Origin of the sequence: Serratia sp. FGI94, from assembly GCF_000330865.1 — a bacterium.
GTDB lineage: Bacteria > Pseudomonadota > Gammaproteobacteria > Enterobacterales > Enterobacteriaceae > Serratia_B > Serratia_B rubidaea.
This window is the reverse complement of sequence record NC_020064.1, coordinates 3,804,005-3,819,370: the sequence shown is the minus strand read 5'-3', so window position 1 is coordinate 3,819,370 and position 15,366 is coordinate 3,804,005. Positions and strand designations below refer to the sequence as shown.

Annotated in this window: 12 protein-coding genes; all 12 read left to right on the top strand. The window is 54.2% G+C overall.

Annotated elements, in window-relative coordinates; genetic code table 11:
* Positions 1-12: 12 nt before the first annotated feature.
* Positions 13-2,166 carry an ATP-binding cassette domain-containing protein gene (locus tag D781_RS17400; protein ID WP_015673642.1) on the top strand — a complete coding sequence of 718 codons (2,154 nt, stop codon included), beginning with the start codon at positions 13-15 and terminating at the stop codon, positions 2,164-2,166.
* Positions 2,163-3,320: an efflux RND transporter periplasmic adaptor subunit gene (locus tag D781_RS17395; RefSeq protein ID WP_041412195.1), complete on the top strand. Its 1,158-nt coding sequence runs from the start codon at positions 2,163-2,165 to the stop codon at positions 3,318-3,320. The genes D781_RS17400 and D781_RS17395 overlap by 4 nt, the downstream gene beginning before the upstream one ends.
* Positions 3,320-5,269: an ABC transporter permease gene (locus D781_RS17390; RefSeq protein ID WP_015673640.1), complete on the top strand. Its 1,950-nt coding sequence runs from the start codon at positions 3,320-3,322 to the stop codon at positions 5,267-5,269. Before D781_RS17395 ends, D781_RS17390 begins: the two co-directional genes overlap by 1 nt.
* Complete coding sequence (locus D781_RS17385) at positions 5,266-6,666, top strand: efflux transporter outer membrane subunit (RefSeq protein ID WP_015673639.1); 1,401 nt, start codon at positions 5,266-5,268, stop codon at positions 6,664-6,666. Before D781_RS17390 ends, D781_RS17385 begins: the two co-directional genes overlap by 4 nt.
* Complete coding sequence (locus D781_RS17380; RefSeq protein WP_015673638.1) at positions 6,659-7,921, top strand: beta-ketoacyl-[acyl-carrier-protein] synthase family protein; 1,263 nt, start codon at positions 6,659-6,661, stop codon at positions 7,919-7,921. Before D781_RS17385 ends, D781_RS17380 begins: the two co-directional genes overlap by 8 nt.
* Positions 7,911-8,735, top strand: a complete 825-nt coding sequence (locus D781_RS17375; protein WP_015673637.1) for a MaoC/PaaZ C-terminal domain-containing protein — start codon at positions 7,911-7,913, stop codon at positions 8,733-8,735. The genes D781_RS17380 and D781_RS17375 overlap by 11 nt, the downstream gene beginning before the upstream one ends.
* A gap of 10 nt (positions 8,736-8,745) precedes the next feature.
* Positions 8,746-8,994 (top strand): acyl carrier protein, encoded by a 249-nt coding sequence (locus D781_RS17370; RefSeq protein WP_015673636.1) that lies wholly within the window; start codon positions 8,746-8,748, stop codon positions 8,992-8,994.
* Between the two features lie 4 nt (positions 8,995-8,998).
* Positions 8,999-9,730 (top strand): SDR family oxidoreductase, encoded by a 732-nt coding sequence (locus D781_RS17365; protein WP_015673635.1) that lies wholly within the window; start codon positions 8,999-9,001, stop codon positions 9,728-9,730.
* A 612-nt stretch (positions 9,731-10,342) separates the two neighbouring features.
* A complete protein-coding gene (locus D781_RS22995; protein ID WP_015673634.1) occupies positions 10,343-10,891 on the top strand; it encodes a tyrosine-type DNA invertase in 549 nt (182 codons plus the stop codon).
* Between the two features lie 496 nt (positions 10,892-11,387).
* Positions 11,388-11,921, top strand: coding sequence for a fimbrial protein (locus D781_RS17360; RefSeq protein ID WP_015673633.1), 534 nt, complete (start codon positions 11,388-11,390; stop codon positions 11,919-11,921).
* A gap of 104 nt (positions 11,922-12,025) precedes the next feature.
* On the top strand, positions 12,026-12,700 hold the full coding sequence (locus D781_RS17355; protein ID WP_015673632.1) for a molecular chaperone: 675 nt from the start codon (positions 12,026-12,028) through the stop codon (positions 12,698-12,700).
* A gap of 103 nt (positions 12,701-12,803) precedes the next feature.
* Positions 12,804-15,362 (top strand): fimbria/pilus outer membrane usher protein, encoded by a 2,559-nt coding sequence (locus tag D781_RS17350; protein ID WP_015673631.1) that lies wholly within the window; start codon positions 12,804-12,806, stop codon positions 15,360-15,362.
* Positions 15,363-15,366: the final 4 nt, after the last annotated feature.

The following is a 15,366-nucleotide window of genomic DNA, read 5'->3' as shown; positions in this document are numbered from 1 at the left end:
TAAAAAGAGATCATGGAAAAGATAATCCCGACGCAGGTGTTTCAAAGCGAAACTAACGAATGCGGCCTGGCCTGTATTGCGATGCTGGCGGAAACACAGGGTATTGATGCGCCATTGGAAGAGTTGCGTACGCGTTTCCCAGCTTCCCAGCACGGGATGTCGCTGGCGACCTTAACCACCATCCTCGGCGAGCTGGCAATTCCTGCCTATCCGGTCTCCTTTGAGCATCAGGAACTGGCAGAACTGCCGCTGCCGGCAATTTTACACTACGGCGCCAGCCATTACGTTTTGTTGGCCTATCGTAAGGGCAATCACGTCTGCGTGATGAACCCGGCGATCGGGCAGCAGCTATTGCCGCTGGAGGCGCTCAAACAGGAAATCAGCGGTTATGCGCTGGTGCTGGATCATGAAACGCAGCCGGATGCCGCCGCGCTGGCCGGCGTGAAGCGCAGCCAGCGTTTCAGCGCGCTGGAGTGTATGAGCATGCGGGAAACTTCACGCCTGCCGGGCATTTACCGCCTGATGACGCTGGCGTTTCTGATTTCTCTGACGCTGTTTATCATGCCGGTGATGGTCAGCAGCGCGATTAATGACGTCTTTTCGAGCGCCGGTGAGACCGATTTCCCCTATTTTTACTACCTGCTGGCGTTTGTTATCTCCACCTCGTTGGCCTTTGGCGTAAGGCTGATTACCGAACGCTTTATCAAACGGTTCGTGGTGCTCAACAGCGTGGCCGGTTTTTCCCGGCTGTTAGCCAACTCGTTAAACTTTTTTGATAAACGTGCGCCCGGCGAAATATTCAGTCGCTTTGCCAACTGGCAGTCGGCCGCCGGGCAAAAGATAGAGCTGGATAACGGCCTGCGTACTGACTGGATCGTCGGGGCGATCGCGCTGGGGGTGATGTGCTATATGAGCCCGCTACTGGCGCTGGTGTCCGTCGTCGGCGTGACGATGATGGGGCTGGTTAGCGTATGGGCCATTTACCGCGACCGTTACTATACCCAGCAGCTACAGGAAAAAAGCGCTGAACAAAGCGATTTTATTCTGGAAACCATCCAGGGGTTCTCCACCATCAAATCTGCCGGGCTGGCCAGCCTGCGCAAAGGCGCGTTTGCCCAGTATGCGTTGTCGCTGTTTACCTGCCGGCAAAAGCAGAAAATCTATGAGCAGATCAAGGGCAGTATCTATCAGCTGATCGGCAGCCTGGAGATGGTGTTTTTCATGTTGCTGGCGCTGCCTTTGCTGAAAAGCGGCGCACTGAGCCTGGGGGAGTTTTTCGCCTATAGCTTCGTGCGTGAGATTTTTACCTCCTACATCACCAAAATCTTCTTCGCCATTTTACAAAAAAACCAGCTGCACGTGATCGACAAACGCGCGCGCGACCTGTTTCCTACAGGTGCAGATGCCGCAGAGACTGCGTCGATGCCGGCGGCCGTACCGCCGTTTTCCCGTAGCCTGGTTTACTACAATCTTGTATTCGCCTATGACGCCCAGCAACCGGTGTTGCAAGGCATGTCATTTTCGCTGCGGCGGGGGGAAAACGTTGCCATTGTCGGCGAATCTGGCGCCGGTAAAAGTACGCTGCTGAAAGTGATGTGCGGCCTGATGCCGCCGCAGCAGGGCGAGATCGCCGTTGACGACGAACCGATTGATTACCGTCAGGCGCACGCGCTATTTTTCCTGCAAAGTCAGGAGGATATCCTGTTTAATGCCTCCGTGTTGCAAAATATCACGTTGTTTGATGAAGGCTTTGATGAAAGCCGGAGAGCGCGTATCGAGCACTCTTTACGCGGCCTTAATCTGGAACCGGCGATTGCCAGGCTGCCGGGCGGCATGAACGCGCTGATTCGTGAAAGCCACGCCGGGTTGTCGCTGGGGCAGCGTCAGCGCCTGCTGCTGGCGCGCGCCATGTACAGCAATCGGCCGATTCTGGTACTGGATGAACCTACCGCCAACCTGGATGAAGAGACGGCGCAGCAGGTGATGGACACCTTGCTGACGCACTGTCGGGAACAGGGCAAAACCCTGATTACGGTCACCCACAGTGAAAGCGTGCTGCCGAAGTTTGATCGGGTTTATCGGATAGCGGAAGGCCGGATCGCGGCGCTGACACCATCAACGGCGCGCCCGATGCCGTCAGCGACGTTGTGTGGCGAGGTCTGCTGATGCTGGTACGAAAAAATCGCAAAGCCGCTCTTGTTTTGCTGCTGTTACTGGCGTTGGCTATCGCCGCGGTTGTCAGTTTCTCTATGCGTGGCTCGGCAGAACAAACGTCGATGCCGACCGCCGCCGTCAGCCGAGGGGATATTGAAAAAACCGTGCTGGCGACCGGTATTCTGAAGCCGTCTCTGCAGGTTAACGTCGGCGCACAGGTCAATGGCCAGCTGACCCGGCTATATGTCAAGCAGGGGGACCGCGTGACTAAAGGCCAGCTGCTTGCCGAAATTGATCCGACGCTGCAGGAAAATGAAGTACGTAAGTCACAAGCGCAGCTGCAAAGCGCGGTCGCGCAGAAGCAGGCATCGGAAGCGAGCCTGCAGCAGTATCAGCTGGAGTTAAAGCGCCAACGCCAGTTGGATCGCGAGGGCGCCGGGGTGAAAAGCGATCTGGAAAAAGCGCAGGCGCAGTATTCCACCCAGATTGCCCAGGTGCGGATGAACGAAGCGCAAATCGTGCAAATGGAAATGGCGTTGGAGACGGCCAGGGCTAATCTGGGCTATACCCGCATTCTGGCGCCTATTGATGGCGAAGTGCTGGGGATTGTCACCAAAGAGGGGCAGACGATAGTGTCGTCGCAGAGCGCGCCGACGATTCTGGTGCTGGCGAATGCCGACACCATGACGGTGCATACCCGCATCTCTGAAACCGATATTTTGAAAGTACGCGTCGGGCAACCGCTGTGGTTCTACGTGGTGGCCGATCCCAAACGTCGCTATGACAGCGTGATGGGTTCAATTCAGGAAGCGCCGAATGAGGCGCTGCGGGAAGACAGCCCGGCCTCTTCTTCCAGTCAGCAGCCGACGGCGGTGTACTACAACGGCGTATTTGCCATTGCCAACCTTGAGCGTCAGCTGCGTACGTCGATGACCGCACAGGTGTTTATCATCACCGCTCAGGAGAAAAATGTCTTGCGGATCCCGCTGGCGGCGCTGGGGCAACCGCAGGGGAGAGAGCGTTATCAGGTACAGGTCAAGCGGGGGGCGACACTTGAAGCGCGCACGATCGTCACCGGTATCAGCGATCGGCAGTTCATTGAAGTGAAGAGCGGACTGAAAGAAGGGGAAAACGTGGTACTGACGCAGATAGCAGGGGGGCAATAATGGCCGCCGCGGAACCTATCATTGCGTTAAATAATATCTCACGCTATTTCTCGTCAGGTCCAGAGACCGTTGCGGTGCTGAAAAATATTTCGCTGACGATTAATGCGGGGGAAATGGTGGCGATCGTCGGCGCCTCAGGCTCTGGCAAATCGACCCTGATGAATATTATCGGCTGTCTGGATAATCCGACGTCGGGCGAAATGCGTATCAAATCAGTCTCTACGCAGTCGGCCAGCGGCGAACAGCTGGCACAGTTGCGCAGCCAGTACATCGGTTTTATCTTTCAGCGTTATCACCTGATGCCTTATCTGAACGCCGCGGAGAATGTGGCGATTCCTGCGCTGTATACCGCGATGCCGGCGGGCGAACGTCAGACGCGTGCCGAGTATTTGTTGCAGCGGCTTGGACTGCCGCATCGCATGGCGTACAAGCCTGCTCAGCTTTCCGGCGGTCAGCAGCAGCGGGTCAGCGTTGCCCGGGCTTTGATGAACGGTGCGGAAATTATTCTGGCCGATGAGCCGACGGGGGCGCTGGACCGTAGCAGCGGGCAGGAGCTGATGGAAATATTGCATTCGCTGCACCAGAGTGGCCATACCATCATCATCGTGACCCACGATCGCGACGTTGCCAGACAGGCACAGCGCATTATTGAGATCAGCGACGGTGAAATTATTGCCGACCGTCTGAATGATAGCGCTACTCAAAGCGCTAAGCCGCAGACGCTGCCTGCGGCAACGGCAACCGGTCGCGCTCCCTTGTGGCAAGGCGTACGCGAGGCCGTGCGCATGGCCTGGCGCTCGCTGTTGGGCCACCGGGTGCGTGCTTTTTTATCGATGCTCGGCATCATTATCGGCATCTCATCGGTAGTATCCGCCATCGCCGTGGGAGAAGGCGCGCGGCAGAGCATTCTGGATAAGATCAGCCAACTGGGCACCAGCACCATGGAGATACGGCCCGGTCTGGGTTGGGATAAGCCGCGCCCCGATTTTGAACGTTCTCTGACGATAGACGATGTAGAGATGTTGGCGAAACAGCCTTACATCGACGCCATTTCGCCGCAGGTCAACAAATATATCAGCATTATCCGTGGAGGAAAGCAGGTGATGACATCGCTTTCCGGCGTCAGCGAGGACTATTTTCACGTGCAGGGAGTGACGCTGCTCAGCGGTAATGCATTAACCAGGCACGATCTCGACGAACGCGAGCCGGTGGTGATTATTGATGCCGAATTGGCGAAAACCCTGTTCCCAGACGGTGAGCAGCCGCTGGGCGCGATCGTGCAAATCGGCGGCACGCCGTTTCGCGTCAGTGGCGTTGCGATGAAGAAAGGGGCGCTTATGGGGGGGCGACTTAACGCCTGGGTGCCGTATACCTCTCTGCAGGAGCGCCTGGCGGGGGACGCACCGCTGGAGTCCATCTCACTGCGTGTGGTCGACGGCTATGCGCTGGCGCAGGCGCAAAAAGACGTAGAGTTGCAGCTGGAGATGTTCCACGGTCGTCGTGACTTCTTCACGCAAACCAACGATCAGATGACGCAGACCATTCAACAGGCGTCTGACTCCATGCAGCTGCTGATCACCGCGATTGCCGGTATTTCTCTGCTGGTCGGCGGGGTTGGCGTGATGAATATCATGCTGGTGTCCGTGACCGAACGGACGCATGAAATCGGCATTCGCCTCTCGGTCGGTGCCCGTCCGCTGGACATCATGCGCCAGTTTTTAATTGAAGCGATGGTGATCTGCACATTGGGGGGGATGGTCGGCATCGCCGGCGCGATGTTGGCGGGCATTATGTTCTCCTGGTTTACCGATGAGTTCACCATGCTCTTTACCTGGCCGCCGATTGCGTTGGCCTGCAGTTTCTCTGCGCTGATCGGGCTGGGATTCGGCTTTTTCCCCGCGCGCAATGCGGCGCGGCTTCACCCTACGGAGGCGCTGGCGCGCGAATGAGACAGAGAAAAACCTTGGCGCTGTTGGGTTGTTTGATGATGTCTGGCTGCGGCACGCTGGTGAAGAGCGAATATCAGCAGCCGCAGGTATCGGTTCCGGCACAGTGGCGTACGGAGGTTACCGGGCCGGCTTATTTGGCCGGTAGTGAACGGTGGTGGGATAGCTTCAACGATCCGCAGCTTTCACGGTTAATCACACACGTGTTAAGCAGCAATAACGATCTGGCGAGGGCAGGGTTGCAGTTGCAGCAGGCGCGTCTGGAAGCCGGGTTGAGCAATACCAATTTGACGCCGGATGTGGCGCTGAGCGGCGGCGCCAGCAATAGCAAGAATGTGCGCGGCGGCGGTACCAGCGAAAATTACCACGGCTCATTGAGCCTGAGTTATGAACTGGATTTGTGGGGGAAACTGGCACGTACGCGCGAACAGGCGGCCTGGCTGGTGCAGGCTACCGAGCAGGATCGCCAGAACGTCGCGCTGACGCTGATTGGCAATGCTGCTGATTATTATTGGAAAATTTCCAAGCTTAATCAACAGGTTGATACACAACAACGGTTGATGGACAACGCGCGGGAAACGTTCCGTCTGGTGCAGGCCCGCCATGTCGCCGGTGCCGCCAGTCAAATAGAACTTTTACAGGCGCGCCAATCCGTGATCGATCGGGATAATCAGCAACAAAGTCTGCAGCAGCAGCGTGAGGCGGCGCGCAACGCTCTGGCTATTTTATTCAATAATTCGCCGGATATGCGTCAGCCGGAGCGTCGTGGGCTGGATGCTGAGCAGGAGGTGCCGATCGCCGCCAGCGTACCGCTGGCCGTTATCGGCCGCAGGCCGGACGTGCAGGGAGCGGAAAGGCGCCTGCGTGCCGCACTGGCCGGCTCTGATGTCGCGCGGCTTAATTTTTATCCATCGCTGTCTTTGACGGCCTCGCTGAGCGCCGGCAGCACCCTATTTAAGCAGTGGTTCAGTCAGCCAGTCAGAGCCTTGGGCAGCAGCGTAGCGTTACCTTTCGTCCAGTGGAACACCATGAGGCTAACGGCGGAAAAAGCCAAACTTGATGTACAACAGCAGATCATTGCGTTTCGCAGCGCGGTGTATAACGCGCTTTCTGACGTGGATAACGCCATGGCGCAGCGGTTGAGCTATCAGCAGCAGAAACGACGCCTGCAGGAAAACCTGCGGCTCAGCCGGCAACGACTGACGCTGGCCGAGAGCCAATACCGCGCCGGTGCGGTGTCATTGCAGACATTGTTTGATGCGCAGGATGCCTGCTTGAGCAGTGAAAACAGCCTGGCGGAAATGCAATACAACTACCTGAACGCCACGATGAAATTATGGTTGGCATTGGGGGGCGCAGTGGATAAGGACGAAAGGACAGAGGGAAATGCTCATGAATAATATGTCTTCGCCACGTCGGGTGGTGGTTACTGGTTATGGCGCGGTAACGCCGCTGGGAGAGAATGCGCAGCAGAGTTGGGCGGCAATAATGGATCAGCGTCTGGGCTATCAATATCACGATCGCTCCGTCGCAGGGATTCAGTCGCGCTTCTTTGGGCTGGTTGCGTCAGAGCCCGATCTGAAGTCTGTACCGGCGGCGATTCGCCGTCGCCTGCCGCGCTTTGCGCGTTTGGCGCTCGGGGCGGCCAAAGAAGCCGTCGAGATGGCCTTTCAGGGCGCTGTGCCCGTTGATTACTACGATCCGCTGGAGTGTGGCGCGATTATCGGCAGCGGTTGGGCCGGACAGGATGAAAGTTACGACAATTTTGATATGTATCAGCGTAGCGGGTTAGGGTCGCCCTTTGCCTGTTTCCTTTCCATGCCAAACGTTGCGACCGCCGCCTGCAGTTTGCTGTGGGGACTGCGCGGCTATCAGAATACGCCGAGCGCCGCCTGCGCGACCGGTACTATCGCTATCGGCGATGCGTTTGAGGCGATCCGTTCTGGGCGTGCCACCATGATGCTGGCGGGGGCCGGTGAATCGCTGCGTTCCGATCCGGCGGTGTGGGATATTGATGTGCTGCGCGCTTTGGCGCGTGAGCAGCAGGATGCCGCCAAAGCCTGCTGCCCGTTCAGCCTGGACCGTAACGGGTTTGTGCTATCGGAGGGGGCGGCGGTGCTGTGCCTGGAAGAGCGAGACGCCGCACTGGCACGCGGCGCAGTGATTCTCGGCGAGATAAAGGGCTACGGCAACTATTCCGACGCGTTTGATTTTACCGCGCCGGCCGACGATAAGGTCGCCCGGGTAAAGACTATCCAGCGGGCGTTGGCGCAGGCCGGCATTGGCGTACATGCCGTGGATTACATCAATGCGCACGGAACATCGACGCCGCTGAACGATCTGAATGAGACCGAGGCGATCAAACTGGCCTTTGGTAAAGCAGCTTATACCACGCCACTATCGAGCACCAAGTCATATTCCGGCCACCTGATTGCAGCCGCCGGCAGCTTTGAATCAATTATCTGCTTGCAGGCAATGGAACATCAGCTGATGCCGGCGACCTGTAACCTGAAAAAGCCCGATCCAGCCTGCGATCTGGATTACATCAGCGAAGGCCACCGAGCAGCGACGCTGCACAATACGCTAAACCTGAGCTTCGGCTTTGGCGGCGCCAATGCGGCACTGGTGATCGGCAGGGGGAACGATGCGGTTTAACTATACGCGTAACGATGCGGAGCAGTGGGCGGCATTTTCCGGTGACTACAACCCGATACATTTTGACCTGCAATGGGCGCGTAAGCTTGGCAGTGAACGGCTGACGGTGCACGGCATGCGCGCCATGCTGGATATGAAGCAGGCCCTTAGCGAGGCGTTGCGGCCAGCGTCGTCGGATGCGCATTTTTTCCGCTTTAGCGCCCGGTTGCGGCAGCCGGTACGCTGCGATCTTGATTATCGCCTGGATATTGCCACTACGGAACATCAGGCAAGCGGCAGACTGTTGGATGAGTGCAACAATGAGAACTGTTTCAGCGCTAAATTGCTCCCTGCCGCTTCGTTTGACATTACGGATGCTGCTGCTCCTATCCAGCGCCTGGAGCGGCGGGATGTCGAGGTGCTTGGCCGACGTTTTCCGGGGGATCCGCTGCTGCAGTGGAGCTTTTTGGACGCGCTGTTGTTCCAACGTGTTGTGTCATCGGCGCAAATCCTGTCGGCAATAAAACAACGATTGCCGGCAATGCAGGCGCGAACGCTGATTGATGTGTTTGCACAACTGTCGGTGGTGCAAACACATCATGACGTGCATTTTAAGGCCGGTTTGTTGACGCCCGGCACACTGCATTGCCTTGAGGATACTTTGTCTTATGCCATCTCACCGCCGCTGATTGTCGGTGATAGCGACAGCGGGCTGGCGGTACGAATCGACGTGCAGTGCTGGACGCCGCACGGTCCGTTATTGGCAAGCGCGATAACGTTAAAAACGGCGAGTTATGTACAACGGCAAGACCACATAAAAGATATTGATAAATAAGGATATAATCATGGAAAAATATCAACAAGTTTATGACACCCTGTGCGAGATGATTTGTGATGCTAAAGATCTGGATGCGTCTCAGCTTTCTCCTGAAATGCCGCTGCCCCAGCTGAAACTGGACAGTCTGGACTATGTTGAAATGATGGTGTTGGCGAAGCGGGAGTTCGGCGTCACGCTAAACGCGGAAATGTTTATTGAGCACCCCAATATGACGTTGGGCGAGCTGTGCCACGTGCTGGCCGAGCAGAAAAAGTAAGCCGATGGATAACTGGGTATTAGTGACCGGCGGCAGTCGGGGAATTGGCCGCGCGCTGGTGGAAGCGCTGGCTCAGCGCTGGAATGTTGTTTTTACCTGGCGTAACGACGAGCAGGCCAGCCACGAGGTGGTTGCCGCCTGCGCCGGCTTACCCGGCTGGGTGGCAGGGTATCAGTGTGATGGCAGTAAACAGGATGATGTCGAGCGTTTGGCGCCTGAATTACTGGTGCGTTATGGCGCGCCCTACGCGGTGATTCATAACGCCGGCGTTACGTTGGATGGATTACATATTCAGCAACGTGGTGATACCTGGCGTCAGGTCATAGAAACCAACCTTAATGCGGTATTCTACTGGAATAAGCATCTGTTACCGGCAATGATGTCGCAGGGGGAGGGCGCACTGTTGCTGATGTCCTCGGTCAGCGCGATTAAAGGCAATGTCGGACAAACCGCCTACGGAGCCAGTAAAGCCGCGATGGTGGGGTTGGGACGCTCTTTGGCGCAGGAACTGGGACGTTTTGGTATTCGCGTCAATTGCCTGCTACCGGGGATTATCGACAGTGATATGACGCGCAACATGCCGCCGGAAGCATTAAAAGCGCTGCGTCAACAAGTGCCGCTGCGACGGCTGGGGGCCGCGCAGGAGGTTGCTGCCGCGGCGACGTTTATGATCGGTGCCGAGAGCCGCTATATGACGGGGCAAACGCTGGTACTTGATGGCGGGCTGACTGCCTGACGTAATCTACTTTCTTGATGATCGAGTGAAAGGAACAAGCCTGTCTTGTTCCTTTTTTATCTGCATTAACCCCAATAGCAATTATTAATGATACTGGTGTTAACGTTGGTCACTATTTCTGCGATATATCGGCGTCTAACCGGAATTTTCAATAACTATAGTGAATGTAATACGGCGATTATGTGCACTTCTATTTGGTTCTGGCTAAGATTTTTCTATTTTTTGCCGAGGTGGCGCCGTCTACTTATGGTTGCTTACCCTAATTGACGATAGGAAAAAACACGCTCGGTTTCTGTTTTTTATTGATTTGTATTGCGAGTTTTCTAGTTTAGGCGACCTTTTATCTCACGCTGTTTTTAATAACCATCAAGTTCACCTTTTGAGAGAGTATCAGTTGTTGATCTGGCAATAAAAAACACCTTTATTGCTTGATAATTGTTCGCCTGGCAAGTTGGGATGGATATGACTGTTACCTGAGAGCAAATCCGTTATACTCCGCACAGGATTGAGGACCTATCCTTTTAGGTGGAGTAACGGCTCCAAACATTAGTTGTGGACATAAAGAGGGAATTAATACATCCACATTTTCTTTGTGAGAAACAATGAGGCACTATGAAAAACCGCAAACATCTGACCCCATCCGAGGTAGAGAAATTGCTTGAGGCAACACTGAAAGGTAAGAACCCGGAGAGAGATTATTGCTTGATTTGGATGTGTTTTATTCATGGGTGCCGCGTCAGTGAGATCAACAGTTGGCGGTTGTCAGACATCGATCTGGAAGGGGGGAATATCTATATCCATCGTTTAAAAAATGGTTTTTCGACCATTCATCCAGTATATGTGCGTGAAAGAAAATGTTTGCAGCGCTGGCTGGCGAAGAGAAAAAACTATCGCGGCGCAGACAGTGAATGGCTATTTCTTTCCAATCGAGGTTCCCGGCTTTCTCGTCAGAGGATCTACTGGTTGATTAGAAATTACAGTCAGGCGGCAAATCTTGAAGTTAATGCGCATCCTCATATGCTGCGTCATGGCTGCGGATATGCATTGGCCGATCGCGGTATTGATACGCGTTTGATTCAGGATTATCTCGGACATAGAAATATTCAGAATACTGTATTATATACAGCGAGTAATGCTAGGAGGTTTAAAGAGGTTTGGTAACTAGGAGGTAACTAAATATTACTAATGAGTCATTTTGAACTAAATTGCAACATACTCTAAATTCGCCCCCAAATAATGTCAACACTCGTAATGGCAGAATTCACCACCCTGTGAAAAATCCTTTTTGAACATTGTGTTATCTGAGATTTTTCCGCTCTCCCCAGCCAAGGGCAAGCAAAGATTCCTCCCGATAAATCACACAGAAAAATCCCAACAAAGAGCGCTCTGTTATTTTTGTGGTTTTTAAATCTAATTTAACTCAATTTCTCAGTTTAAAATTCCAGTTTTATTTTGTTTTATATGATTTATTGGGGTTAAATTCTGAATGAGTCATTTTAGTTCAAAATGAATCGTTTGGTTGGAAAAGTTAACACTGCCCAAACTTACGGCTGAGGTGGCTTCCGCGGTTCATGAACTAAATTCAAGGAATGGCGTAACGTTACGCCAGGAATATTCAAATGCATATCAATGCATTAATTTCTAAAGGAAAGGAAGTATGAAAAAGAATCTGCTCGCTGTTGCTGTGTTGGCCGCATCTGCGTTTTCCACCGCTGCTCTGGCTGCTGATGGTCAGGTTAACTTCACCGGCTCTATTACCGATGTAGCTTGTGAAATCGATGCGAACTCCAAGAACCAGACTGTTAACATGGGCAAGATCGCCACAACTGCGTTTGTTGGCGCAGGCTCAACTGACAAAGTCACCGCAGGCGACAGACGCTTCAGCCTGATTCTGAAAAACTGCCCGGCTTCTGTAACGGCCGCCGCCGTACGCTTCGGCGGTAAAATGGTTCCTGGCGCCGACGGTGTACTGGCACTGACCGATGCCACTGATATGGCTGAAGGTGTTGGTATTCAGATTACCGATGAGCACAACAACGTGATCAACCTGGGTCTGGACTCTGCCGTATTCCCTCTGGTTAGCACCGCAGACAACAAACTGAACTTTATGGCGAGCTACTACGCGCTGGCGAACAAGGTAACCCCTGGTTCCGCTAACGCTGTAGCACAGTTCACCATCGTGTATCAGTAAGGTTTTAACCGCCTGAAATTTGGCTCAGGTGGCGTAAATCCAGCCAGGGTAGTTCAGGCTGCCCTGGTTGTTTTCTTCACGGTTTAACCAAGCAGGCAATACGAATGAAAGTTTGGCAGAGTGCGCTGGTCGCAGCGCTATTGATGACTATGGGGGCTCAGGCCCAGGCTGGTGTGATCATCGGTGGGACGCGCGTGGTATACGACGGTGGGAAAAAAGAATCCTCTCTGAGCATCAGCAATCCAGACAAGGTGCCGTATTTGGTTCAGTCTTGGATTGATGCCGGCGAAAACAGCGCCGTTAAGGCACCGTTCGTGATTACTCCTCCTTTATTCCGTCTGGACGATGGACAAAATAATATCCTGCGCATAGTGCGAGCCGGTGGTGCGTTGCCGGAAGATAAAGAGTCTTTGTATTGGGTCAATATCAAATCGATCCCTTCCGCACCGAAACAGGATAATACGCTGCAAATTGCGGTGAAAACGCGTATCAAGCTGATTTACCGGCCACGGGGTCTGGAGGGAACGCTGAATGATGCCGCGCAAAAGGTGTCATGGCAGCGTAATGGCAATGCCTTGCAGGTTTCCAATCCCTCGCCTTATTACCTCACTTTTTTTGACGTTAAAGTCAATGGTGTAGCGGTAAAAGACGCCACGATGGTTGCTCCGCGTTCCAGTGCGCGTTTCACCTTGCCGTCAGGTAATTCCGGCGGTGCATTGACTTGGAAAATTATTAACGACTTTGGTGGGGCCAGTAAAGCGTTCACGGCCAATTTATAAGGCACTTTGACCGTCTTTACATAAATATCCTTGGGCACAGGCAGTGCCGGGGAAGGACGCGACTGCCGGCGAGTCGGCATCGCTGAAAAATGGAGTTATAAGGATGAATAACCCGAAGCGTAGCAGCCCTCGAGGGTTCAGACAAACCCAGCTGGCTTGGTTGATCTCTTGCCAAGTAGCGATGTTGATGGGCTTTTCCGGCTTGGCGCAAGCACGTGACTACTTTAACCCCGCGCTGCTGGAAATTGATAATCCTGACCAACGAGGCGTTGATTTGTCGGTGTTCGAGGCAGGTGATACCCAGGCACCTGGGAAATATCGCGTGGATATTTATGTCAACCGCGAAATGGTGGAGACTCGCGATATAGATTTCTTTCTGAGCCGGGATCGTAGTGGTCGGAACAGCTTGCAGCCATGCTTGGATAGTGAACTGTTGGAAGCCTTGGGAGTGCGCGTTGATGCCATTCCTGCCATTACATCCGGGGGGAAATGCGTTGATATCGCTCAGGTGATTCCTCAGGCCTCATCGACTTTTCGTTTCAACCAACAGCGTCTGGAATTAAGTATTCCTCAGGCCGCCCTTAAAATACGGGCGCGTGGTTACGTTTCACCGAAAAAATGGAATTCTGGCATACCAGCATTGCTGGCTAACTATAGTTTCAGCGGCGCGAATAATAAAGCACGGCGTGGCGACGGCCGTGACAGTGACAGTTATTATCTGAACCTGCGTTCCGGGCTTAATCTGGGAGCGTGGCGTTTACGGAACTATTCTACCTGGAACCGCGATAGCAATGGCGAGAAGCAGTGGCGTTCCATTAATACCTATCTACAGCGCGATATTATTGCGTTAAAAAGTCGCCTTACCCTTGGCGATAGCAGTTCGTCGAGCGATGTATTCGACAGCATGCCGTTTCGCGGCGCCCAGTTGGCTTCTGATGATGATATGCTGCCAGACAGCATGAAAGGCTATGCGCCAGTGGTGCGTGGTATTGCCAAAAGCAACGCGCAGGTCACCATCCGACAAAACGGCTATGTGATCTATCAGAGCTATGTGTCGCCAGGACCGTTTGAAATTAACGACCTGTACCCGACATCGGGGAGTGGTGACTTAAAGGTCACGATCAAGGAAGCAGACGGCAGCGAACAGAATATAACGGTGCCGTTTGCCTCGGTGCCGGTACTGCAGCGTGAAGGGCGCTTCAAATACAACATCGCCAGCGGCCAGTTCCGCTCTAACCTTAATGACGTAGACAAGCGGCCATTCACCCAGGCGACAGGCATTTATGGCCTACCGTGGGGAGCGACGCTCTACGGGGGTATTCAGGCTGCCAGTAAATATCAGGCGTTGGCATTGGGCTGGGGGCAGAACCTCGGTCTGTTAGGGGCCTTGTCAGCTGATGTGACGCAGGCATGGACCAAACCAGAGTTGCAGCCAAAAGAGCATGGTCAATCATGGCGTCTGCGCTACGGTAAGAGCTTTGCCGAAACGGGCACCAGCTTCAGCCTGGCAAGCTACCGCTATTCGACCAAAGGTTTCTACACCATGCAGGAAGCGTTGGAAACCTATACCAACGGTGCGTCGATCCGCTTCCCATTGCATAAGAAGAGCCGCTCTGAGCTCACCATGAACCAGAACCTGTGGGAAGGTGCCGGCGCGTTGTCGTTGAGCCTAATGAACGAAGAGTTCTGGAACGACAGTCGTCGCAGCCAGTCTGCCAGCGTGGGTTACAACAACAGTTGGTCTGGCGTCAGCTACGGGCTGTATTACACCTATGCCAAGAATGGTTATAACAGCGATGGCTACCGCACCAATAACGAAGACCATATTGTGGCCTTCAACGTCAGCGTGCCGCTCAGCCGTTGGTTGCCGGGGGCTAACGCAACCTATAGCGTTAACAGCAGCCGCAACGGCAATACTTCGAACCGGGTTGGGTTACATGGTACCGCATTGGAAAGGCGTAACCTGAGTTATAGCATCAGTCAGGGCTATACCAGTCAGGGGCAAGGGGCCAGTGGTAATGCCAACGTTGATTATCGCGGCGGCTTGGGGCAGGCAAGCGTAGGCTATGGCTACGATCGTGATATGCAGCGCCTGAGCTATGGTCTGCAGGGCGGTATTGTGCTGCATGAAAATGGTCTGACGCTGTCCCAGCCGTTGGGTGACACCATTGCATTGGTCAAAGCGCCGGGCGCGAAAGGCGTTCGCATTCAAAACCAGACGGGTGTAAGTACCGACTGGCGGGGGTACGCCATAGTGCCGTATCAGTCGCCGTACCGCCGCAACAATATCAACTTGGATACCACGACGCTGCCGGACGATGTCGATATTGCATTAACCAGTCAGTCGGTAGTGCCAACGCGTGGAGCCGTAGTACGCGCGGAATTTAAAGCCAATATCGGCCAACGCGTGTTGATGACGCTGTTGCGTCAAGGTGGTGCTGCGGTGCCGTTTGGCGCTACCGTCACCGATTTGCTCAACCCAGATAACAGTGCCGCAATCGTCGGCGATAGTGGTCAGGTGTACCTGTCCGGTCTGACGGATAGCGGCAAGCTGAATGTGAAATGGGGCAACGGAGCCTCGCAGCAGTGTCAGGTGACTTACAGCTTGGGGGCCCCTGTGCAGAATTCCACGATCCGTACGGCTAACGCTCAGTGCTTATAAGGTT

Coding starts and splice junctions, on each gene's coding strand:
- D781_RS17355 (WP_015673632.1), top strand. CDS start 12,026: ATGAAAGTTTGGCAGAGTGCGCTGGTCGCAGCGCTATTGATGACTATG.
- D781_RS17360 (WP_015673633.1), top strand. CDS start 11,388: ATGAAAAAGAATCTGCTCGCTGTTGCTGTGTTGGCCGCATCTGCGTTT.
- D781_RS17370 (WP_015673636.1), top strand. CDS start 8,746: ATGGAAAAATATCAACAAGTTTATGACACCCTGTGCGAGATGATTTGT.
- D781_RS22995 (WP_015673634.1), top strand. CDS start 10,343: ATGAAAAACCGCAAACATCTGACCCCATCCGAGGTAGAGAAATTGCTT.
- D781_RS17385 (WP_015673639.1), top strand. CDS start 5,266: ATGAGACAGAGAAAAACCTTGGCGCTGTTGGGTTGTTTGATGATGTCT.
- D781_RS17365 (WP_015673635.1), top strand. CDS start 8,999: ATGGATAACTGGGTATTAGTGACCGGCGGCAGTCGGGGAATTGGCCGC.
- D781_RS17375 (WP_015673637.1), top strand. CDS start 7,911: ATGCGGTTTAACTATACGCGTAACGATGCGGAGCAGTGGGCGGCATTT.
- D781_RS17400 (WP_015673642.1), top strand. CDS start 13: ATGGAAAAGATAATCCCGACGCAGGTGTTTCAAAGCGAAACTAACGAA.
- D781_RS17390 (WP_015673640.1), top strand. CDS start 3,320: ATGGCCGCCGCGGAACCTATCATTGCGTTAAATAATATCTCACGCTAT.
- D781_RS17380 (WP_015673638.1), top strand. CDS start 6,659: ATGAATAATATGTCTTCGCCACGTCGGGTGGTGGTTACTGGTTATGGC.
- D781_RS17350 (WP_015673631.1), top strand. CDS start 12,804: ATGAATAACCCGAAGCGTAGCAGCCCTCGAGGGTTCAGACAAACCCAG.